This window comes from Saccharothrix lopnurensis (assembly GCF_042658445.1).
Lineage (GTDB): Bacteria > Actinomycetota > Actinomycetes > Mycobacteriales > Pseudonocardiaceae > Actinosynnema > Actinosynnema lopnurensis.
Genome location: NZ_JBHSQO010000005.1, coordinates 221065 through 240408 on the forward strand (window position 1 = coordinate 221065; position 19344 = coordinate 240408).

Genomic DNA, 19344 nt, shown 5'->3' on the forward strand with positions numbered 1-19344 from the left:
GAGCTGAGCCGAGCCAGGGCCGGGGCCGGCCAGAGCCAGGCCGGCCCGAGCTAGGCCGGGTCGGGTGGAACCGGTGGCACCAGCCGCTCCACCAGCCGGGCCAACTGCTCCGCGTAGCGCTCGGTGAACTCCGCCGACCCGGGGTCCTCCCCGGTGATCCGCCGAGCCACCTTCGGCATGGACAACGGCGCGGAAGCCGCCGCCACCAGGACCAGCAGCAGGTGCGCCGGGTCCAGGTCGTCGGGCACCTCGCCGGCCTCCTGGCGCGCCCGCAGCGCGTCGACCTGGGCCCGCAGGAACCCGGTGTCGCCGTCGTCGTCCGGCGTGCCGTCGTCGCCCGACACGTTCTCCCACACCATCAGTCGGGCCCAGTCGCGCCGGTCCCGCGTGGACAGCACGAATCCGCGCACGACCTCCGCCAGCGGGCCCTCCGCGAGCTGCCCGCCCTCCTGCCGCCACCGGTCGGCCAGCTCGCGGTAGAGCCCTTCCTTGCCGCCGAAGTAGTACGAGATCAGCTGCTTGTTCACGCCCGCGCGGTCCGCGATGCCGCTGACGCGGGCCGCCGCGTAGCCCTTGGCGCCGAACTCGGCCACCGCCGCCTCCAGGATTCGCGCCCGGGTGCGCTCGGGATCGCGCTTGCGGTCGGCGGGGTCGGGTGATCGGCGCGGCACGGGCACCAAAGTAGCCGACCGGGCACTGTCACCTTTCTGTTTGACTTAATCATCCAAACGGATGATAGTGCTCCCCATGGGTGTTCACGTGGCGGTGGTCGGTGGCGGGATCGGCGGGTTGTGCCTGGCGCAGGGGTTGCGCCGGCACGGGGTGGAGGTGTCCGTGCACGAGCGGGACGCGACACCGACCGACCGGCTCCAGGGCTACCGGCTGCACATCGACCCGGTCGGCGCGCGGGCGCTGCACGAGTGCCTGCCGCCGGCGGCGTGGGAGCGGTTCGCCGCCACCACCGGCCGGGGCGGCGGCGGGTTCGGGTTCCGCGACGAGCGGCTGCGGCGGCTGCTCGTCCTCGACGACCCGGACGCCGAGCCCGAGCGCGCGCACCACTCGGTCAGCCGGGTCACCCTGCGCGAGGTCCTGCTCGACGGCCTGGGCGACGCGGTGCGGTTCGGCCGCCGGTTCACCCGCTACGAGCACGAGGGCGGCCGGACCACCGCCCACTTCGCCGACGGCACGTCCACCCGGTGCGACGTGCTGGTGGGCGCGGACGGGGCCGGTTCGGCGGTGCGCGCCCAGCTCCTGCCGCACGCCCGGCGGGTCGACACCGGCATCACCGCCGTCGCCGGGCGCCTGCCGCTGACGCCGGGCACCCGCGCCTGGCTGCCGCCCGAGCTCCTGGCGCACGCCACCGCGGTGGTCCCGCGCGCCGCGGCCGGGATGTTCCTGGCGCCGCACGAACTGGACCGGGACGGCTACCTCATGTGGGCCTACGCCGCGCGCGACCTGGAGATCGGCGCGGACGGGCCGCGGCGGGCGGTGGCCGACCGGGTCCACCACTGGCACCCCGACCTGGTGCGCCTGGTGGGGGAGACGCCGCACGACACCGTGTCGCGGTGGCCGATCCGCACGTCCGTGCCCGTCCCGGCGTGGGAGCCGAGCCGGGTCACGCTGCTCGGCGACGCGATCCACAGCATGACGCCGATGCGCGGGGTCGGGGCGAACACGGCGCTGCGCGACGCCGCGGTGCTGTGCCGGAACCTGGTCGAGCGGGAGCCGCTCGCGGCCATCGCCGACTACGAGCGGCGGATGCGCCGGTACGGCTTCGCCGCGGTGGGGGCGTCGCTGCGCGGCGCGCGGCAGTTCGTGTCCGGCAACGCGGCGGGGAAGGCCGCCTTCCGCACCGCGCTGCGGGTGTTCGAGGCGGTGCCGCCGCTCAAGCGGGCCGCCTTCCGCGAGCGCGGCGCGGACCGGAGATCCTCCTGAACCGCCCCCGGCCCCGGTCCGTGCTCGTCCGCGCGGACGACACGGGGCGGATCACCGTCGCGGGCCGGCCGGTCCACCGCCCCGCCGGGGACATCGCGCCCGGCCAGGCCGGCGGTCAGGGCACGGGCGGCACGTGGTTCGCCGCCGCGCCGGACGGCGGCTCCGCCGGGGGTCGAGACCGGCCCGCGCGGGGCTGCTAGGTTGCCGCCGTGGAGGACGACTTACCACCGGACGACCGCCCCCGACCGGACCCCGGGCCGGTGCACAACGAGCACCGCGGCGTCTCGGACTTCGCGCTGATGGCCGGTTCCGTGCGGGGCGGTGTGCACCACCACGGCGTCGGCCGGCACGTGGTCACCCTGAGCCTGGCGGTCGTGGCCGTGGCGCTGGTCGTGGTCCTGGTGGCGGTGGTGCGGGACGATCCCGACCCGCCCCCGGCGGCCTCGCCGACGAGCGCGCCCGCCACCACCACCGGGACCCCGCTGGTGGTGGCGGTGCGGGCGCAGACCCACGACTGCCTGTCCGACTGGTTCACCACCAGGGCGCCCGCCGAGGTGCCGTCGGGGCCGTCGTTCAACCACTCCCAGGACTGGGACCGCAAACCCGGGATCGAGGACGGCGCGTTCGCGGACGAGGGCGAGTACCTGGTCACCCTCCAGGGCCTGGACCGGGAGCGCGCCGTCCAGATCACGGACGCGCGGGTGCGGTTCGTGGCGCGCGTGCCCGCGCCGGCCGGGACGGTGCTCAACACGCGGTGCGGCGACCCCGGCGTCTACCGCGTCCTCGACATCGACCTGGACGCGGAGCGCCCGGTCCCGGTCGGGGAGCCGCTCAGCCCGCAGGTGGTCGAGGCCGCCCGCAGCGGCGGGTGGCGGGTCGAGCCGGTCGCCTTCCCGTACGAGGTCTCCGCGATGGACAGCGAGAGCTTCCTCGTGCGGGGCCGCACCGCGGCGTGCGACTGCTCCTGGGTGCTGGAGTTCCACTGGTCCTCGGGCGACCGGACCGGCGAACTCGTCGTGGACGACAACGGCAGGCCGTTCCGGGTGGTCGGCGGGGCCAACTCGGTGCGGTGCTCGGTGTCGGGGGAGGTCGTCTGCTGATGACCAGGAGAGCGGTGAACACCGCGCTGGTGTTCGTGTGCGCCCTGTCCCTGGTGGCCATCGGCGTGGCGCTCCTGCTGCGCGCCGAGCGCCCCGCCGCGGCCCCACCGGGCACGACCACGACCACACCGGCCACGACCGCGCCGGCCGTCCCGGTGGCGGACACCTGCGGCGAGGTCGCCGAGGTCGACGCCTACGGCAGCCCGCTGCCGCCGGCCTGGCTGGCGCACGTCCGCGGCGCCCACCGGGCCGCCTGCGACCGCAGTTACGGCGCGCTCGCGGAGCACATGGTCTCGCCTTACGAGACCTACCCGGACCACCCCGTGGAGCGGTCCGCCGCCGAGGTCACGACCCGGTGGCGGACCGAGGACCCCGACGGCGCGCGGCTCGCCGTGCTCGCGGTGACCCTGGAGCTGCCCGGCCGGCTGGACCAGGGCGGCCTGGTCTACTGCCAGCCGCGCGGCGCGGGCGTGGTGTTCGCGCGCGGCACGGCCGACCGGCCCGGCGGGCTCAGCGCGTTCAGCCTCGTGCACGGCGAGCTGTTCGGCCTGCCCTCGTGCTGACGGCCTGACGGCCAGCTAGACCACGAGGCTCAGCAGCGCGGCCACCACGAAGCCCACCACCGACAGGATCGTCTCCAGCACGGTCCACGTCTGGAGGGTCTCCTTCACCGACAGGCCGAAGTACCGGGACACGATCCAGAACCCGCCGTCGTTGACGTGGGAGGCGATGATCGAGCCCGACGCGATGGCCATGACCACCAGCGCCAGCTGCGGCTGCGAGTAGTCCAGCCCCTCCAGCACGGGCGCCACGATGCCGGTCGTGGTCACGATCGCCACGGTCGCGGAGCCCTGCGCGATCCGCAGGCCGCAGCTGATCACGTACGCCAGCGCGATCATCGGCAGCCCCAGGTCGGACAGCGAGGTGGCGAGCACCTTGCCCACGCCGGTGGCGGCGAGCACCGCGCCGAAGAACCCGCCCGCGCCGACCACCAGCAGGATCATCGCCACCGGTCGCAGCGACGCGCCGGACAGCTCGGTGACCTGCTCGCGCGTCATGCCCCGGCGGAAGCCGAGCAGCCAGAACGCCAGCAGCACCGCGATGGTCAGCGCCACGGCGGGCGTGCCGAAGAACGTCAGCACGCCGTAGGGCAGGGAACCGCGCTCCAGCAGGATGCTGCCGAACGTGCCCGCCAGGATCAGCACCAGCGGCACCGCGATGATGCCCAGCACCAGCCCCAGCGGCGGCTCGCCCTTGGCCTGGTCGCCACGCGCCTTCTCGGCCGCGGCCAGCATCTCCTCCGGCACCGGCACGTCCAGCCGCTTGCCCGCCCACGAGGAGAACAGCACGCCGCCCACGAACCACGACGGGATGGCCACGGCCAGCGCCATGACGATGATCCAGCCCAGCTCGACGCCCAGCAGGCCCGCCGCGGCGACCGGCCCGGGGTGCGGCGGCATGAACGCGTGCATCACCGACAGGCCGGCCAGCAGCGGCATCGCGTAGAGCACGATGGACCGGCCGCTGCGCTTGGCGGCCACGTACACCAGCGGCGCGAGCACGAAGATGCCGATGTCGAAGAACACCGGCACGCCGAAGATCAGGCCGGCCAGGCCCATCGCCAGCGGCGCCCGCTTCTCGCCGAACGCGCGCAGCAACGACCGGGTCAGCACCTCGGCCCCGCCGGACGCCTCCAGCACCGCGCCCAGCAGCGTGCCGAGGCCGATGATCGCCGCGACGTGCCCGAGGATGCCGCCGAAACCCTTCTCCAGCAGGGATTCCGACGCCTTCTGCGCCGAGCCCACCAGGGTCTCCACCGGCACGCCGGCGGCCAGCGCCACCAGCAGGCCGACGATGATCAGGGCGATGAAGGGCTCGACCTTCCACCTGATGATCATCGCCAGCAGGAGGGCGATGCTGAGCGCGGACAGCGTCAGCAGCCCTCCCGTCGAGTGCTGCAACCAGTCGATCATGCGCCGCTCCGGGGGTTTCGCAGTGACCTGCCGGGCAGGGCGTCGGTCCGCCCGCCCTCGTCGACCACGGGGACCCCGTTGACGACGACGTGGGTGATGCCCGCGGCGACCTGCCGGGGCTCGTCGAAGGTGGCCGTGTCGGCGACGGTCCCCGGGTCGAACAGCACGAGGTCGGCGGCGTACCCCTCGCGCACCAGGCCCCGGTCGGCCAGCCGCAGCCGGCGCGCGGCCCGCCCGGTCAGGTGGTGCACGCACTCCTCCAGGCCCAGCACGCCCAGCTCGCGCACGTAGTGGCCGAGGTAGCGGGGGAAGGTGCCCCAGGCGCGCGGGTGCGGGCGGTCCCCGACCAGCAGCCCGTCGCTGCCGCCGGTGTGCCCGGGGTGCCGCATGATCGCCCGGACGTTGTCCTCGTGGCCGACGTGCATGAGGCACGAGGTACCCAGGCGCTCGGAGACCAACACGTCGAAGTACAGCTCGGCGGGCGGCCGGCCGGCGCGGCGGGCGGCCTCGGCCACGGACAGGCCGACCAGGTGCGCGTTCTCCTCCCGCCGCACGCCGTTGACCTCGATGGTCGCCCAGTCCACCGGCACGCCGTGGCAGCCGTCGGAGCCGGTCTCCTCGATCTCCGCGCGGATCCGCTCCCTGGCCGCCGGGTCGGTCAGGCGGCCCAGCGTGGCGTCCGGGCCGCCCTCGCCGGCCCAGCTGGGCAGCAGCGCGGACAGGTAGGTGGCGCCGGGCAGGTACGGGTAGGTGTCCAGGGTGATGTCCGCGCCGGCCGCGGCCGCGTCGTCCAGCAGCGCCAGCAGCTCGCCCGCCCGGCCCCGGTTGACCTCGAAGTTCATCGTGGCGTGGGCCAGGTGCAGCGGGCAGCCGGAGTCGCGGGACACGCGCACCATCTCCGCGTACGCCTCCAGCGCGCCCGCGCCGTAGCTGCGGTGGTGCGGGCAGTAGTAGCCGCCCAGTTCGCCGACCACCCGGCACAGCTCGGTCAGCTCCGCGGTGTCGGCGTACATGCCGGGGGTGTAGGTCAGGCCGGAGGACAGGCCCACCGCGCCCTCGCGCAGCGACGTCGCCAGCACCTCGCGCATCCGGTCCAGCTCGGCGGGCGTGGCGGGCCGGTCCTCGTAGCCCACGCACAGCACCCGCAGCGTGCCCTGGGGCACGAGGTAGGCGGCGTTGACCGCGATGCCCCGGTCCAGGCGGTCGAGGTACTCGCCCACCGAGCGCCAGTTCCAGTCGAACCCGGCCGGGTCGTCGTTCCACCCGGCCAGCTGGGCGCGCATCGCGGCCAGCACGTCGTCGTCGACGGGCGCGTAGGACAGCCCGTCCTGGCCCAGCACCTCCGTGGTCACGCCCTGGGAGACCTTGGCCAGGTGCGCGGGGTCGGCCAGCACCTGGAGGTCGGAGTGCGAGTGCATGTCGATGAACCCGGGCGCGAGCACGCGGCCGTCGGCCTCGACCACCCGCTTCCCGCCCAGGTCCGCGCCGATCTCGGCGATCCGCCCGTCGCGCACGCCCACGTCGGCCGGGTACCCGGGCGCGCCGGTGCCGTCCACGACCCGCGCGCCCCTGAAGACGATGTCCACGTCGCCGCCTCTCCCCGGAGTCCGGGTGCTCGGAAGTCGGGTGCCCAGAAGTCCGGGTGCCCGGAAGTCCGGGTGCCCAGAAGTCCGGGTGGTCAGAAGTAGGTGCGCACCAGGTCCACCACGGTGGTGCCCTCGACCACCGGGATGAGCTGCCACTTGTCGAACACCGTGCACGGGTGGGACAGGCCCAGGCCGACCCAGTCGCCCACCGCGACCTCGGAGCCGGGGGGCAGGGCGAGGAACGCGTGCTGGTCGTTGAGCGCGGTGACCTCGGCGTCGAGCGGCCGCTCCACGCCGTCGCGGCCGCGCACCACCTGCGGCTCGGGCAGGCCCTCGTCGAACGACGCGTCGCGCTTGCCCAGCGTCAGCAGCGCCAGGTCGTCCTGCGGCCGCGAGGTGACCTGGGCCCACGCCCGCAGCGCGCTGCGGAACGGCTCCGCGCCGGGGGTGCGGCCCAGCGGCGAGATGCCGCGGTAGAAGCCGTCGTCGTGGGTGACGTACGCGCCGCTGCGCAGCACCGGCCGCACCGGGAAGGGCCACTCCCGGGTGATCTTCGCGGCCACTTGGTCGAAGTACGCGCTGCCACCCGCGGTGACGATCGGTTCGTCCACCTCGAACAGGTCGGCGATCCCGACCGCGAGCGCGCGCAGGTCGTCCAGGTACAGGTCCACGACGGACAGCGACTCCACCGTGGCGTCGTGCGCCAGCGCGCCCTCGTACCCGCCGACGCCGGCCAGCCGCAGCGCCGGGCTCGCCCGCACCGCGCGGGCGACGGCCACCGCAGTGGCCTGGTCGCGGGCGCCGGTCCGGCCGCCCGGCGCGCCCAGCTCGACCAGCACGTCCACCGGCCGCTCCGGCGTGCCCAGCGCCTCGGTCATCCGCTCGACCGCCGCGGTGGAGTCCGCCCAGCAGGCGAACTCGAAGTCCGGGTCCGCGGCCAGCTCGCGCGCCAGCCACCGCAGCCCGGCCGGGTCGACCAGCTGGTTGGCCAGCAGCACCCGCCGCACGCCGAACGCCCGGTAGACGCGCAGCTGGCTGGTGTTGGCCGCGGTGATGCCCCACGCGCCGCGCGCCAGCTGGCGCGCGAACAGCTGCGGGGCCATGGTGGTCTTGCCGTGCGGCGCGAGCAGCACGCCGCGGTCGGCGCACCAGCGCGCCATGGTGCCCAGGTTGTGCTCCAGCGCCGCGGCGTCCAGCACCACCAGCGGTCCGACGAACCCGTCGGCGAACAGGTCGAGGCGGCGGTCGGCCACCTCCCCGACCGTCGCGCCGAACACGTCGGCGGGCAGGCCCTTGAACCGCCAGTCCACCCGGTCCCGGCGGATGGCGGCGACAGCGTCGAGGTCCACGTGCTCGCTCCTCACGTTGCATATTTCGCAACGGCTATTGCGCGATGTGATGTCAAAGTGTGTAACATTCGCTCGCCGCCCCGTCAATCGAGCGTGACCGTCAGACCTTTTTCCAGGAGGAGCGCCGATGCGGTTCGAGCTACCGGGGGTCGACCGTCCGGGTGGCGTGGTGTGCCTCGGCGAGACCATGGCGGTGCTGGTGCCCGCCGAACCCGGTCCGGTGCGCGCGGTGGGCACCTGGCTGCGGGCGATCGGCGGCGCCGAGTCCAACGTGGCCGTCCACCTCGCCCGGCTCGGCGTGCGCAGCCGGTGGGTCGGCGCGGTCGGCGACGACGCGTTCGGCGGCGCGGTGCTCGACGCGGTGGGCGGCGCGGGCGTGGACGTGAGCGCCGTGCGGGTCGACCCCGAGCGGCCGACCGGCCTGTACGTCAAGGAGGCCGACGCGACGGGCAGCCCCGTGCGCTACTACCGGCGCGGTTCGGCGGCCTCCGCGATGGGACCGGAGGTGCTCGACCGGCTGGACCTGGCCGGGGTGGCGCTGGTGCACGTCACCGGGATCACCGCGGCGCTGTCCGACAGCTGCCTGGCGCTGCTGCGCGCGGTGCTGGCGCGGCCCCGGGCGGCGCCGGTGTCGTTCGACCTGAACTGGCGACCCGCGCTGTGGCGCGACCGGGACCCCTCCGTGCTGCGCGAGCTGGCCAACGCGGCCGACGTCGTGCTGGTCGGGTCCGACGAGGCGCAGGCCGTGTGGGGCACCGGCGACCCGGACGGGCTGCGCGAGCTGCTGCCGGACCCGGCCACCCTGGTGGTCAAGCACGGCGCGCGGGGCGCCACCGCGGTGGAGGGCGGCGCGACGACGTTCCAGGAGGGGCTGCGGGTGGACGTGGTCGAGCCGGTCGGCGCGGGCGACGCGTTCGCGGCCGGCTACCTCGCCGCGCACCTGGCCGGCGACGAGCCCGCGCGCCGGTTGCGCGCCGGGCACCTCCAGGCCGCCGCCGCCCTGCTGACCAGGGAGGACGTCGGCGAACCGCTCCCGGCGAGCGTCACCGCGCCGCTGCTGGACGCGGACGCGCCCACCTGGGCCGCCGCACACCTGAGGAGACGTGGATGAGCCAGAGCCTGAGCCGGGCGCTGACCCTGGTCGGCCACCTGGCGACCGGGCCGAAGACGCTGGAGGAGCTGGCCGGCGTCGTCGGGGTCCACAAGTCGACGGCCCTGAGGCTGCTGCGCACGCTGGAGTCCCACCGGTTCGTGCAGCGCGAGGGCGTGCACCACTACCGGCTGGGCACCGCGCTGTTCGACCTGGCGCACCTGGCGCTGGAGGAGCGGGACGTGCGCCGCAGCGCCGAGCCCGCCCTGCGCGAGCTGAACGCCCGCACCGGCTACACCGTCCACCTCGCGTCCTACGAGGACGGTGAGGTCATCTACATCGACAAGTACGACAGCACCCACCCGATGCGCATGTACTCCCGCATCGGCCGCCGCGCGCCGCTGCACTGCACCGCCGTGGCCAAGGTGCTGCTGTCCGACCTGCCCGAGCCGCGCCGCCGCGAGGTCGCCGACGGCATCGACTACGTGCCGCTGACCGCGAACACCATCACCACCCCGGCCGCCTACCTGGCCGAGCTGGAGCGCGTGCGCGCCGCCGGCTACGCCGTGGACAACGCCGAGCACGAGGACTTCATCCACTGCGTCGCCGCCCCCGTGCGCGGCCCGCGCGGCGAGGTCGTCGCGGCCGTGTCGATGTCCGTGCCCAAGGTGCTGCTGGACTTCGACGGCCTGCTGGGCCACCTGCCCGACCTGCTCGCGACCGCGCGGGCGGCGTCCGTCGAGTGCGGCTGGTCGCCGCGCGACTGAGAGAGGAAACGCATGTCCAAGGTCGAAATCCGAACCGACTCCGCGCCCACCCCGGTGGCCGCCTTCTCCCAGGGCGTCCGCAAGGGCGGCATCCTCCAGGTGGCCGGGCAGGTCGCGTTCGACCCGGCCGACGGGTCGGTCGTCGGCACGACCGTGGCCGAGCAGACCGGGCAGGCGCTGCGCAACGTGGTCGCCGTGCTGGAGGCGGGCGGCGCCTCGCTCGCGGACGTGGTGATGCTGCGCGTCTACCTGACCGACACCGCCCACTTCGCCGAGATGAACGAGGCGTACGGGAAGTTCGTGACCGAGCAGCCGTTCCCGGCGCGCACCACGGTGTACGTGGGGCTGCCGGAGGGGTTGCTGGTGGAGATCGACGCCCTGGCCGTGGTCGGGTAGCGGCCGCGGTCAGTGGGGCGGGGCGTTCGGCGGCAGCTTCGCGTGCTGCACGTTCGCCCCGCTCAGGTCCGCCCCGGTGAGCACCGCGCCGGTCAGGTCGGTGTGCCGCAGGTCGGCCCCGGTCAGGTCGGCGCCCGCGAGGCTCGCCCCGCTCAGGTCCGCCCCCGCCAGGTCCGCGCCCGCGAGGCTCGCCTCGGCCAGCCGCGCGCCGACGAGCCGGGCGCCGCCGAGGTCCGCCTCGCTCAGGTCGGCCTCGCGGAGGTCGGCGCCGTCCAGGTCGGCCCCCTCCCACCCGGTGGTGCGCAGGCAGGTGCCCCGCAGGTCGGCGTCGCCGCTCCCGTGCCGCTTGCTCATCCGGGCGAGCACCCCCGCGATCACCCCCGTCTCGCCGACCGGGTCGACCGCCGGGTCGCACGGGCCGCTCGCGGGCCGCGCCGCCCGCGTCCGCAGGAACACCGCGAGCAGGTCGAACGCGTGGTCGGCCTCGGCGGGGTCCAGCGCGATCCGCTCCAGCGACAGCGCGCCGCTGATGCGCACCTCGGCCCGGTCCGAGGCCAGCGACCGGACCGCCTCGGCGTACCGGTCGCCCAGCTGCCCCCGCGCGGTCAGCTCCACCTGGTCCCGGGTCACCTGGAGCGACATCCCGGCGAACACCAGCGCCACCACCGTGGCCAGCGAGGCGGCCAGCGAGGTCCGCTCGGCCGTCGACAGGGCCCCCCACCCCGCCGGCCGGTCGCGCGGGCGCTCCCGGAAGCGCCGCGACGCCAACCACAGCGGCCCGGCCGCGACCGCGCACCACGCGGCGGCCACCGCGACGTTCCGGCCGAACCACGGGCTCGGGGCCAGGAAGCGGGTCAGGTCCGCGGTCAGCAGCGCCAGCGCGGCCACCAGGACCGGCACCACCGCGACGACCGACGTCGCGGTGGCCAGCGTCAGCAGCCCCACGCGCGCGACGCGCCTGCGCCGGGAGATCCGCGCCCTGCGCCGAGCCCTGGGTGACCAGTCCGGTTTCGTCACGTGAGCAGGGTGCCGGCACCCCCGCTGTCCCGAATGGGCGACATCACGTACTTCTGCCGGTCGTTCTGCGTGGCGCCGGGGCGCCGGCCGGGGGTTGACTTGGCGCACCCCCGAGAGCACGGCACGGAAGGACCCGGCGATGGCGAGGAACGCATCACCGATCGGATGACCGCACCTCGGTGGCCCGGTCGCGGAACCCGCCGGCCGCGTCCGGGTCGCCCAGGTCGTCGAGCACGTCGGCCAGCGCGTCCAGCACCGCAGGCAGCCGGTGGTCGTGGTGGGCCTCGGCCAGCTCGACCGCCCGCACCAGCTCGGGCCGCGCCGCCGCGGGGTCGCCGAGCCGGTGCAGCGCGAGGCCGCGCAGGTGGAGCGCGCCGCACCGGGTGGGTGCCGCGGACGACGAGCCCAGCGCGTCGTCCGCCGCCGCCAGCACCTCGGACCAGCGGCTGAGCCGCACCAGGCTGCCGGCCTGCCGGATCAGCAGCGTCCCGGCCATCTCGACCGCCATCACGGGCGCCAGGTCCAGCTCGCCCGACCGCACCCGGCCCAGCAGCTCGCGGTGCACCAGCACCGCGTCCTCGTAGTTCTCCAGCTCGTGCAGCACCAGCGCCAGGCACGACAGCGAGATGTGCTCGCCCAGCGGGTACCCGGCCCGCCGGAACAGCTCCTGCGCCCGCCGCGCGTCGACCCGCGCCTCCTCCAGCCGCCCGGACCGCAGCAGCGACACCGTCCGGTAGTGCACCGCCCAGCCCTGCTCGCGCAGGTCGCCCGCCGCCACCGCGGCGCGCCACGCCTCGTCGTGCAGCGCCAGCGCGTCGGCGTACCGGCGCATCAGCACGGCCAGCGTCCAGGTCAGGAAGTTCAGCTGCACGGCCTCGTCCCGCACGCTGCCCAGCTCCCGCGCCGCGGCCACGCCCGCGGTGAACACCTCCTCCCACGTCTCGGCCCGGCCGCGCTGGTCGGAGTACCAGTGCATGGCCGTGGCCAGCTCCAGCACCTCCTCGTGCAGCGAGGCCGACCGCGCCCACCGCAGCGCGCCCAGCCAGTTCGCGGTCTCGGTGGTCAGCCAGGCTTCGGCGTCCTCCGGGCCGTGCAGCGCGCCCACCGGCGTGGTCCGCGCGTCCGGCCCGAAGAACCCGCTCGCCGCGACCGCCGTGCCGAGCAGCCGGTCCACCACCCGCCGCCGGGCCTGGCCGACCACCGGCGCGGCCTCCTCGTCCACCAGCCGCTCACCGGCGAAGACCCGGATCAGGTCGTGGAACACGTACCGGCCGGGCACCTCGGCGGTGTCCAGCAGGCTCATGTCGACCAGCTCCTCCAGGGTGTCCTCGGCGGCGAACCGGTCCACGTCGGCCAGCACCCCGGCCAGGTCCGGCCCGAAGTCCGCGCCGGGCACCAGCGACAGCCTGCGGAACAGCACCGCCGCCTTGTCGCTGAGCTGCCGGTAGGACATCTCGAACGCGGTGCGCACCCGCAGGTCGCCCGCCGTCAGCGCGGACAGCCTGCGGCGCTCGTCCACCAGCTGCCCGGCCAGGTGCCCGATCGTCCACTTCGGACGGCTGGCGAGCCGGTTGCCCGCGATGCGCAGCGCCAGCGGCAGGTGCCCGCACAGCTTCGCCACCCGCGCCGCGGCCACCGGTTCCGCGCCGACCCGCGCCTGGCCCGCGATCGAGCCGAGCAGCCGGAACGAGGCCACCGGGTCCAGCACGTCCAGGCCGAGCCGGCTGCTCGCCTCCAGGCCGCCGAGCACCTGCCGCGAGGTCACCAGCACCAGCGAGGACCGGCCGGTCGCCAGCAGCGGGCGCACCTGGGCCTCGTCCGAGGCGTTGTCCAGCACCAGCAGCGTGGACCGCTCGCGCATCAGCGCCCGGTACAGGTCGGACCGCTCGGCCTCGCTGCCCGGGACCTGCTTCTCGACCACGCCGAGCGCGAGCAGCATCCGGTGCACCACCTCGGACGGGTGCAGCGGCCGCACGTCCATCCCGCGCAGGTTGAAGAAGAAGCACCCGTCGGCGAAGCGCGGCGCGAGCCGGTAGGCCGAGTGCACGGCCAGCGTCGTCTTCCCCGCGCCCGGCGGGCCGTGCACCACCACCAGCGACGTGGTGCGCGCCCGGTCGGCGACCTCGGCGAGGGCGACCAGCTCCTCCTCGCGCCCGGTCAGGTCCACGACGTCCGGCGGCAGCGCGGACGGCGCCACGTCCGGCGGGCGGCGCACGCGGCCCTCCTTGGCCGCGTCGAGCAGTTCGCGGGTCTCCGGTGCGGCCAGCGCCAGCACCCCCGCCAGGGCCTCGACCGTGCGGCGCTGCGGCCCCTTCGCCCGACCGCGCTCCATGTCGCTGATCGCCCGCACGCTGACCCCGGACCCCTCCGCCAACTCCTCCTGGGTCAGCTTCACCCGCAAACGGTGCGCGCGCAGCAAGTCACCGAACGTCGTCCCCACACCACGACATTAATGGTCTGCCGGACCACACCCGTCCCGTGGCCTCGCCGACGAGCGCGCCAGGGCAACCGGCCGGCCCGTCCTTCCGGGTTGGGGCCTGCGGGGACCTGCCGGACCGGTGGGTCGGACTGATAAGACTTCGACATGAAGTGGTACGCGGACCGACCCGCCCGCCTCGCGCGGCAGGTGGTGGCCGACCTGCTGGCCGTGGCGTGGGTGTGGTTCTGGGTGGTGTCGGCGCTGGCGGCGGGTGACGCGGTCCGAGCCCTGCGCGCGCCGGGCGACCGCCTGGCCGACGCGGGCCGGAACCTGAGCGACACGTTCGGCGAGGCCGCGGCCAACGCGCGCGACGTGCCGCTGGTCGGCGGTCGGCTGGGTGAGGCGCTGGACCGGGGCCGCAACGCGGGCGGCACGCTGACCGACGCGGGCGCCACCCAGGTCGAGGCGGTGGAGACCTCGGCGCTGTGGCTCACCGTCGCGCTGATCGTGGTGCCGGTGGCGTTCCTGCTGGTCACCTGGCTGCCGCTGCGGCTGCGGTTCGCCCGGCACGCGGCGGCGCTGCGCCGGTTGCGCGACCGCGGCCGGACCGACCTGCTGGCCCTGCGCGCGTTGAACGCCCTGTCGCCCGGCGACCTGGCGGCGTTCCCGGAGGACCCGGCGGAGGGGTGGCGGCGGGGGGACCCCGAGGTCGTCGAGGCCCTGGCGGCGCGCCTGCTGCGGGCGGGCGGCGTCCGGCCGTGACCAGCAGGCGGGCCTGACCAGCGCGCTCTGACCAGCCCGCTCTGCCTGGTCGCGCACTGCCTGGTCGCGCTCTGCCCACCGCGTGCTTTGCCTAGCGCGCTTTGCCCAACCGCGTGCCCTGCCCACCCCGCGTCCGCACCCGGTCGAGCGCGGGGCCGGGGTCGTCGAACGACCCCGGCCCCGCCGTACCACCTACCGCGTCATCTACCGCGTCACCACCGCGTCATCTGCCGCGTCATCCACCGCTCGCTCACCCGAGCCGGTGCCAGAACACCTGTCCGGATGACCCGTAGAGGACCAGGTTGGAGTCGTCCTGCACGACCAGCCGGTCGGCCGCCGTGCCGTGGGTGGAGGTGTGCCACTTCGCCACGCCCGCGGCGGTGTAGACGACGAAGTTGCCGTCCTGCTGGAGCACCGCGTGGGTGGCGCCGGTGCCGTGGGTGGAGGTGTGCCACAGGGCCTGGCCGCCGGCCGCGTAGAGGACCAGGTTGCCGTCACCCTGCATGACCAGCGTGTACCGGCCGTCCCGCGAGACCCTGGTGTCGCCGATCTGGAGGCTCTCGCCGCGGGCCAGCGTGTCGCGGCCCGGCTGCGGGGGCGGGCCGGCGGCGGTGTGGAGCAGCAGGTTGGCCGAACCCGTGCCCGGGTTGACCACCTTGTTCGGCGTGGCGGCGCCCACCAGCGCGTCCCGCACCGCCTGCGGGGTGGCGCCGGGGTTGCCGGCCAGCAGCAGCGCCGCGGCGCCCGCGGCGTGCGGCGAGGCCATGGACGTGCCGCTGATGCTGTTGGTGGCGGTGTCGCCGGTGTGCCACGCGGAGGTGATGCCGACGCCCGGCGCGAACAGGTCGGTGCAGGTCCCCCAGTTGGAGAACGTCGCCCGGTTGTCGGCCGTGTCCGTGGCGTTGACCGTGATGGCCTCCGCCACCCGCGCGGGGGAGAAGGAGCACGCGTTCGCGTTCGAGTTGCCGGAGGCGACCGCGTAGGTCACGCCGGACGCGATGGAGTTGCGCACGGCCGCGTCGAGGGCGTCGTTGGCGCCGCCGCCGAGGCTCATGTTGGCCACGGCGGGCTTCTGCGCGTTCGCGGTCACCCAGTCCACGCCCGCCACGACGCCCGCGATGGTGCCGGAGCCCGCGCAGTTGAGCACCTTGACGCCGTGCAGGCGGACGGCCTTGGCGACGCCGTGGGCGTTGCCGCCGACCGTGCCGGCGACGTGGGTGCCGTGGCCGTTGCAGTCGGAGTTGTTGCCGTCGCCGCTGGTGTTGGCGTCGAAGGTGGCCCGGCCGCCGAAGTCCGCGTGGGTGGTGCGGATGCCGGTGTCGATGATGTAGGCGTGCACGTTGGCCGCCGTGGTGGCGTAGCTGTAGTTCCGGTTCAGCGGCAGGTCGCGCTGGTCGACGCGGTCCAGGCCCCAGGAGGGTGGGTTCGGCTGGTCCGCCAGCAGCCGCACCTCCCGGTCCTGCGCGACGTACTCGACCGCCGGGTCGGCGGCGAGCACGCGGGCGGCCCGCTCGCTCATCCGCGCGGCGAACCCGTGCAGGGCCGCGCCATAACGATGCGTGACTTCCGCATCCACCTTTTCCACGAGTGCTTGAACACCAATGGAGTCTTTTACCACCACGATGTAACTACCGGCCACCGCACCGGGTGCGCCGGCGTCCCTGACCACCCCTTCGGCGGCCTGCGCCGGTGCCGCCACCAGCGTCAACGCCGCGGCCGTCACCACGGCCGCACCGATACCGATCACCCGTTTCCGGGGCGCGCGAAACTCTTCCATCGAACCCGTTCTCCCTCCAGCAGGGTAAAAGGCCAAGCAGTTCGCGCGAACTCCCCGACCCTATTCACCCCACCGCCCCGCACCCCACCTTTCCCGCACACCCACCTTCGGCCCCCCCGCGCGAGTCGTACGTTCAGGACCACCGTGTCGTACGTTCAGGACGGGTGAGTTCAGCGTTCAGGCAGCCAAACCTCCCCGGAGCACCTCGATCGGGTGAGGCGGGGGAGGTTCGGCACGAGGTGCGGACGAGGGTCAGTAGACGGGGCCGGTGTACTTCTCGCCCGGCCCCTGGCCCGGCTCGTCGGGGTAGGCGGACGCCTCGCGGAAGGCCCGCTGGACCGACTGGAGGCCGTCGCGCAGGGGCGCGGCGTGCGGGCCCAGGTACTCGGCGGACGCGGTGACCAGGCCGGCCAGGGCGGTGATCAGGCGGCGGGCTTCGTCGAGGTCGCGGCGCGGGCTCGACGCCGGGTCCTCGTCCGCCAGCCCGAGGCGCTCGGCGGCCGAGGACAGCAGCATGACCGCGGCCTTGCTGATCACCTCGACGCTGGGGACGTCGGACAGCTCGCGGACGGTGTTCGGAGGCAGGTCGGTCACGGCCCCATTCTCGCAACCCCGTCGCGGGACTCGCCGGTTCGGGGGTTGACAAGACGGTCTGCTATCATCTTTCGAGCGACCAGTCCCCACCCGTGTGGGGACGGCAAGTGGAGCCCCGCTCCCACCCGCGTCCGCCGCTTCGAGCAGGTGGCCGGGTCCGGTCCTGCGAGGGGTGGACTGCGCCCTTCGTTGTGCGATCGGTCGGAAGCGGGCCTCACACCGGGACAGGTGTGGGGCCTCTTGTCTTCGGCGCACAACGAGTTACAAAGGACGTGAATGACAAGTCCCTCGAACCGAGGTGTTCCCGTGAGCACCGAGCCGCGCATCAACGACCGCATCCGCGTGCCCGAGGTTCGACTGGTCGGGCCGAACGGCGAGCAGGTCGGGATCGTTCGCATCGAGGACGCCCTCCGACTCGCCCAGGAATCGGATCTCGACCTCGTCGAGGTCGCCGCGCAGGCTCGGCCGCCGGTTTGCAAGCTCATGGACTACGGCAAGTACAAGTACGAGAGCGCGCAGAAGGCCCGTGAGTCGCGCCGCAACCAGCAGTTGACGGTCATCAAGGAGCAGAAGCTCCGCCCGAAGATCGACCCGCACGACTACCTGACGAAGAAGGGCCACGTGGCCCGCTTCCTGTCGCACGGGAACAAGGTCAAGGTGACCATCATGTTCCGCGGCCGTGAGCAGTCCCGGCCGGAGCTGGGCTACCGACTGCTGCAGAAGCTCGCGGAAGACGTCGCGGAGCTGGGGTTCGTCGAGTCCAACCCGAAGCAGGACGGCCGCAACATGATCATGGTGCTGGCCCCCCACAAGACCACGAAGACGCGCCCGGTGAAGCAGGACGCCCAGGCGGACTCCGTCGAGGAGTGACCTCCCGGCCCTCGGGCCGGTGACCTCCCGGGCCCCTCGCCGGGCCCGGGAGCAAACACGGCCGCCGCCACCCCGGTGGCTGCACGAGACCAAGGACGACAAATGCCCAAGAACAAGAGCCACAGCGGGACCTCCAAGCGAGTGAAGGTCACCGGCAGCGGCAAGCTGATCCGCGAGAAGGCCGGCAAGCGCCACCTGCTGGAGAAGAAGTCCAGCAAGCTGACCCGCCGCCTCTCCGGGACGACCGACGTCGCCAAGAACGACGCGTCGCGCATCAAGAAGCTGCTGGGCATCTGACACCCGCCTCCCCCCGTGAACACCGGGGCCTGACCGGCCCCACGAGATCGACAGGATGGACCCGTGGCACGCGTCAAAAGGGCCGTGAACGCCCAGAAGAAGCGCCGTACCACCCTTGAGCTCGCCAGCGGCTACCGCGGCCAGCGTTCGAGGCTGTACCGCAAGGCCAAGGAGCAGGTGCTCCACTCGCTCAACTACGCCTACCGGGACCGTCGCGCCCGCAAGGGTGACTTCCGGAAGCTGTGGATCCAGCGCATCAACGCGGGTGTCCGGGCCAACGGCATGACCTACAACCGCTTCATCCAGGGTCTGCGCCTCGCGGGCATCGAGGTGGACCGCAAGATCCTGGCCGACCTGGCCGTCAACGACGCGGGTGCGTTCACCGCGCTGGTGGAGGCCGCCAAGGCCGCCCTGCCCAGCGACGTCAACGCGCCGCTCGAGGACAAGGGCTGAGCGGGAACGACCGCGCGCCACGACCCGGGGATGCTCCGTTCACCGAACGGACTCCCCGGGTCGTTGCCGCTAAGCGGTTGACCAGGCGTTCCGGTCGCGACCGCGCGGAGCGCTTCCTCGCCGAGGGCGCGCAGGCGGTGCGCGAGGCCCTGGCCTGGGCCGCCGCCGGGCGCGGTCGGGTGCACGAGTTGTTCGTCACGGACGCCGCGGCGGCGCGCAACCCCCCGCTGGTGCGGGACGCGGTCGACGCCGGGGTGCCGGTGAGCGCGGTGACGGACCGGGCGGCCGCCGCGCTGTCGGAGACGGTGACCCCGCAGGGCGTCGTCGCGGTGTGCTCGCCGGTGGACGTGCCGCTGGCGGTGGCGCTGGGTGACGGCGCGCGGTTGGTGGCGGTGCTGCACGGGGTGGCGGACCCCGGCAACGCGGGCACGGTGGTGCGCGTCGCGGACGCGGCCGGAGCCGACGCGGTGATCTTCGCGGGGGACGCGGTCGACCCCCACAACGGCAAGTGCGTGCGCGCGTCCACGGGCAGTGTGTTCCACCTGCCGATCGCGCGGGCGCGGGACGCGGGGGAAGCCTTCGCCGCCCTGCGCGGGGCCGGGTTGCGCCTGGTCGCAGCGGACGGGTACGCGCCGGAGGACCTGGTGACCGCCGACCTGCGCGGTGACCTGGCCGCGCCCACGGCGTGGGTGTTCGGCAGCGAGGCCCACGGCCTGCCCGACGACGTGGTCGACAGCCTGGACGCCGCGCTGAAGGTCCCGATCTACGGCGGCGCGGAGAGCCTGAACCTCGCCACGGCGGCGGCGGTCTGCCTGTACGCCTCGGCTCGCGCCCAACGCGCCTGAACGTAGAACTCAGGGGTCCTGAACGTACGACACGGTGGTCCTGAACGTACGACACGGTGGTCCTGAACGTACGACACGGTGGTCCTGAACGTACGACACGGTGGTCCTGAACGT

The 19344-nt window shown here is 74.3% G+C and carries 20 protein-coding genes; 12 read left to right on the forward strand and 8 right to left on the reverse strand.

The features are described 5' to 3' along the window. Window positions 1-50: 50 nt before the first annotated feature. A complete protein-coding gene (locus ACFP3R_RS07680; RefSeq protein WP_380634161.1) occupies window positions 51-671 on the reverse strand; it encodes a TetR/AcrR family transcriptional regulator in 621 nt (206 codons plus the stop codon). A gap of 76 nt (window positions 672-747) precedes the next feature. Between ACFP3R_RS07680 and ACFP3R_RS07685 the strand changes: the two genes are divergently transcribed. The 4 genes from ACFP3R_RS07685 to ACFP3R_RS07700 are packed head-to-tail and all read left to right on the forward strand — an operon-like array spanning window position 748 to window position 3598. Beyond that, window positions 748-1935 carry an FAD-dependent oxidoreductase gene (locus ACFP3R_RS07685; RefSeq protein ID WP_380634164.1) on the forward strand — a complete coding sequence of 396 codons (1188 nt, stop codon included), beginning with the start codon at window positions 748-750 and terminating at the stop codon, window positions 1933-1935. A 20-nt stretch (window positions 1936-1955) separates the two neighbouring features. After that, entirely contained in the window at window positions 1956-2135 is a 180-nt protein-coding gene (locus ACFP3R_RS07690; protein WP_380634166.1) for a hypothetical protein, read from the forward strand. A 9-nt stretch (window positions 2136-2144) separates the two neighbouring features. Further along, window positions 2145-3035 (forward strand): hypothetical protein, encoded by an 891-nt coding sequence (locus tag ACFP3R_RS07695; protein ID WP_380634167.1) that lies wholly within the window; start codon window positions 2145-2147, stop codon window positions 3033-3035. Beyond that, window positions 3035-3598 carry a hypothetical protein gene (locus tag ACFP3R_RS07700; RefSeq protein WP_380634169.1) on the forward strand — a complete coding sequence of 188 codons (564 nt, stop codon included), beginning with the start codon at window positions 3035-3037 and terminating at the stop codon, window positions 3596-3598. Before ACFP3R_RS07695 ends, ACFP3R_RS07700 begins: the two co-directional genes overlap by 1 nt. Window positions 3599-3613: 15 nt before the next feature. Here the strand turns inward: ACFP3R_RS07700 and ACFP3R_RS07705 are convergent, their stop codons facing one another. The 3 genes from ACFP3R_RS07705 to ACFP3R_RS07715 all read right to left on the reverse strand — a co-directional run bounded on the left by ACFP3R_RS07705 (window position 3614) and on the right by ACFP3R_RS07715 (window position 7943). Next, window positions 3614-5008, reverse strand: a complete 1395-nt coding sequence (locus ACFP3R_RS07705) for a GntP family permease (RefSeq protein ID WP_380634172.1) — start codon at window positions 5006-5008, stop codon at window positions 3614-3616. Next, complete coding sequence (locus ACFP3R_RS07710) at window positions 5005-6594, reverse strand: N-acyl-D-amino-acid deacylase family protein (RefSeq protein ID WP_380634173.1); 1590 nt, start codon at window positions 6592-6594, stop codon at window positions 5005-5007. Before ACFP3R_RS07710 ends, ACFP3R_RS07705 begins: the two co-directional genes overlap by 4 nt. Window positions 6595-6686: 92 nt before the next feature. Then, complete coding sequence (locus ACFP3R_RS07715; protein WP_380634175.1) at window positions 6687-7943, reverse strand: amino acid deaminase; 1257 nt, start codon at window positions 7941-7943, stop codon at window positions 6687-6689. Between the two features lie 127 nt (window positions 7944-8070). Here ACFP3R_RS07715 and ACFP3R_RS07720 point away from each other — a divergent pair, with 127 nt between their 5' ends. Genes ACFP3R_RS07720 through ACFP3R_RS07730 form a run of 3 tightly spaced genes read left to right on the forward strand, consistent with a single transcriptional unit; the run spans window position 8071 to window position 10196 of the window. Continuing rightward, window positions 8071-9054 carry a sugar kinase gene (locus ACFP3R_RS07720; RefSeq protein WP_380634178.1) on the forward strand — a complete coding sequence of 328 codons (984 nt, stop codon included), beginning with the start codon at window positions 8071-8073 and terminating at the stop codon, window positions 9052-9054. Further along, window positions 9051-9800 (forward strand): IclR family transcriptional regulator, encoded by a 750-nt coding sequence (locus tag ACFP3R_RS07725; protein ID WP_380634181.1) that lies wholly within the window; start codon window positions 9051-9053, stop codon window positions 9798-9800. The genes ACFP3R_RS07720 and ACFP3R_RS07725 overlap by 4 nt, the downstream gene beginning before the upstream one ends. A 12-nt stretch (window positions 9801-9812) precedes the next feature. After that, window positions 9813-10196, forward strand: a complete 384-nt coding sequence (locus tag ACFP3R_RS07730) for a RidA family protein (RefSeq protein WP_380634184.1) — start codon at window positions 9813-9815, stop codon at window positions 10194-10196. A gap of 9 nt (window positions 10197-10205) precedes the next feature. Here ACFP3R_RS07730 and ACFP3R_RS07735 read toward each other — a convergent pair whose 3' ends face one another. Next, the gene (locus ACFP3R_RS07735; protein WP_380634185.1) at window positions 10206-11213 is read right to left on the reverse strand and encodes a pentapeptide repeat-containing protein; all 1008 of its coding nucleotides are present in this window, start codon (window positions 11211-11213) and stop codon (window positions 10206-10208) included. A 154-nt stretch (window positions 11214-11367) separates the two neighbouring features. Then, window positions 11368-13653, reverse strand: a complete 2286-nt coding sequence (locus ACFP3R_RS07740) for an ATP-binding protein (RefSeq protein ID WP_380634187.1) — start codon at window positions 13651-13653, stop codon at window positions 11368-11370. A 144-nt stretch (window positions 13654-13797) separates the two neighbouring features. Here ACFP3R_RS07740 and ACFP3R_RS07745 point away from each other — a divergent pair, with 144 nt between their 5' ends. Further along, window positions 13798-14394 carry a hypothetical protein gene (locus tag ACFP3R_RS07745; RefSeq protein ID WP_380634189.1) on the forward strand — a complete coding sequence of 199 codons (597 nt, stop codon included), beginning with the start codon at window positions 13798-13800 and terminating at the stop codon, window positions 14392-14394. Between the two features lie 250 nt (window positions 14395-14644). On the opposite strand, the gene ACFP3R_RS07750 is transcribed toward ACFP3R_RS07745, so the two are convergent. Then, window positions 14645-15970: a S8 family serine peptidase gene (locus ACFP3R_RS07750; protein WP_380634191.1), complete on the reverse strand. Its 1326-nt coding sequence runs from the start codon at window positions 15968-15970 to the stop codon at window positions 14645-14647. A gap of 453 nt (window positions 15971-16423) precedes the next feature. Next, the gene (locus tag ACFP3R_RS07755) at window positions 16424-16765 is read right to left on the reverse strand and encodes a DUF1844 domain-containing protein (protein WP_380634193.1); all 342 of its coding nucleotides are present in this window, start codon (window positions 16763-16765) and stop codon (window positions 16424-16426) included. 276 nt (window positions 16766-17041) lie between these two features. Here ACFP3R_RS07755 and infC point away from each other — a divergent pair, with 276 nt between their 5' ends. The 4 genes from infC (at window position 17042) to ACFP3R_RS07775 (ending at window position 19230) form a co-directional block, all read left to right on the forward strand. After that, window positions 17042-17635 (forward strand): translation initiation factor IF-3, encoded by a 594-nt coding sequence (gene infC / locus ACFP3R_RS07760; RefSeq protein WP_380634195.1) that lies wholly within the window; start codon window positions 17042-17044, stop codon window positions 17633-17635. Between the two features lie 102 nt (window positions 17636-17737). Then, window positions 17738-17932, forward strand: coding sequence for a 50S ribosomal protein L35 (rpmI, locus tag ACFP3R_RS07765; protein ID WP_380634196.1), 195 nt, complete (start codon window positions 17738-17740; stop codon window positions 17930-17932). Between the two features lie 63 nt (window positions 17933-17995). Further along, complete coding sequence (rplT, locus tag ACFP3R_RS07770) at window positions 17996-18385, forward strand: 50S ribosomal protein L20 (protein WP_380634198.1); 390 nt, start codon at window positions 17996-17998, stop codon at window positions 18383-18385. Beyond that, entirely contained in the window at window positions 18382-19230 is an 849-nt protein-coding gene (locus ACFP3R_RS07775; RefSeq protein WP_380634248.1) for a TrmH family RNA methyltransferase, read from the forward strand. The genes rplT and ACFP3R_RS07775 overlap by 4 nt, the downstream gene beginning before the upstream one ends. Window positions 19231-19344 lie beyond the last annotated feature (114 nt).

Excerpts from the sequence above, each read along its gene's own strand:
- ACFP3R_RS07730 (WP_380634184.1), top strand. The coding sequence starts at position 9,813 with ATGTCCAAGGTCGAAATCCGAACCGACTCCGCGCCCACCCCGGTGGCC.
- rpmI (WP_380634196.1), top strand. The coding sequence starts at position 17,738 with ATGCCCAAGAACAAGAGCCACAGCGGGACCTCCAAGCGAGTGAAGGTC.
- ACFP3R_RS07700 (WP_380634169.1), top strand. The coding sequence starts at position 3,035 with ATGACCAGGAGAGCGGTGAACACCGCGCTGGTGTTCGTGTGCGCCCTG.
- ACFP3R_RS07685 (WP_380634164.1), top strand. The coding sequence starts at position 748 with ATGGGTGTTCACGTGGCGGTGGTCGGTGGCGGGATCGGCGGGTTGTGC.
- ACFP3R_RS07720 (WP_380634178.1), top strand. The coding sequence starts at position 8,071 with ATGCGGTTCGAGCTACCGGGGGTCGACCGTCCGGGTGGCGTGGTGTGC.
- ACFP3R_RS07745 (WP_380634189.1), top strand. The coding sequence starts at position 13,798 with ATGAAGTGGTACGCGGACCGACCCGCCCGCCTCGCGCGGCAGGTGGTG.
- ACFP3R_RS07705 (WP_380634172.1), bottom strand. The coding sequence starts at position 5,008 with ATGATCGACTGGTTGCAGCACTCGACGGGAGGGCTGCTGACGCTGTCC.
- infC (WP_380634195.1), top strand. The coding sequence starts at position 17,042 with ATGACAAGTCCCTCGAACCGAGGTGTTCCCGTGAGCACCGAGCCGCGC.
- ACFP3R_RS07725 (WP_380634181.1), top strand. The coding sequence starts at position 9,051 with ATGAGCCAGAGCCTGAGCCGGGCGCTGACCCTGGTCGGCCACCTGGCG.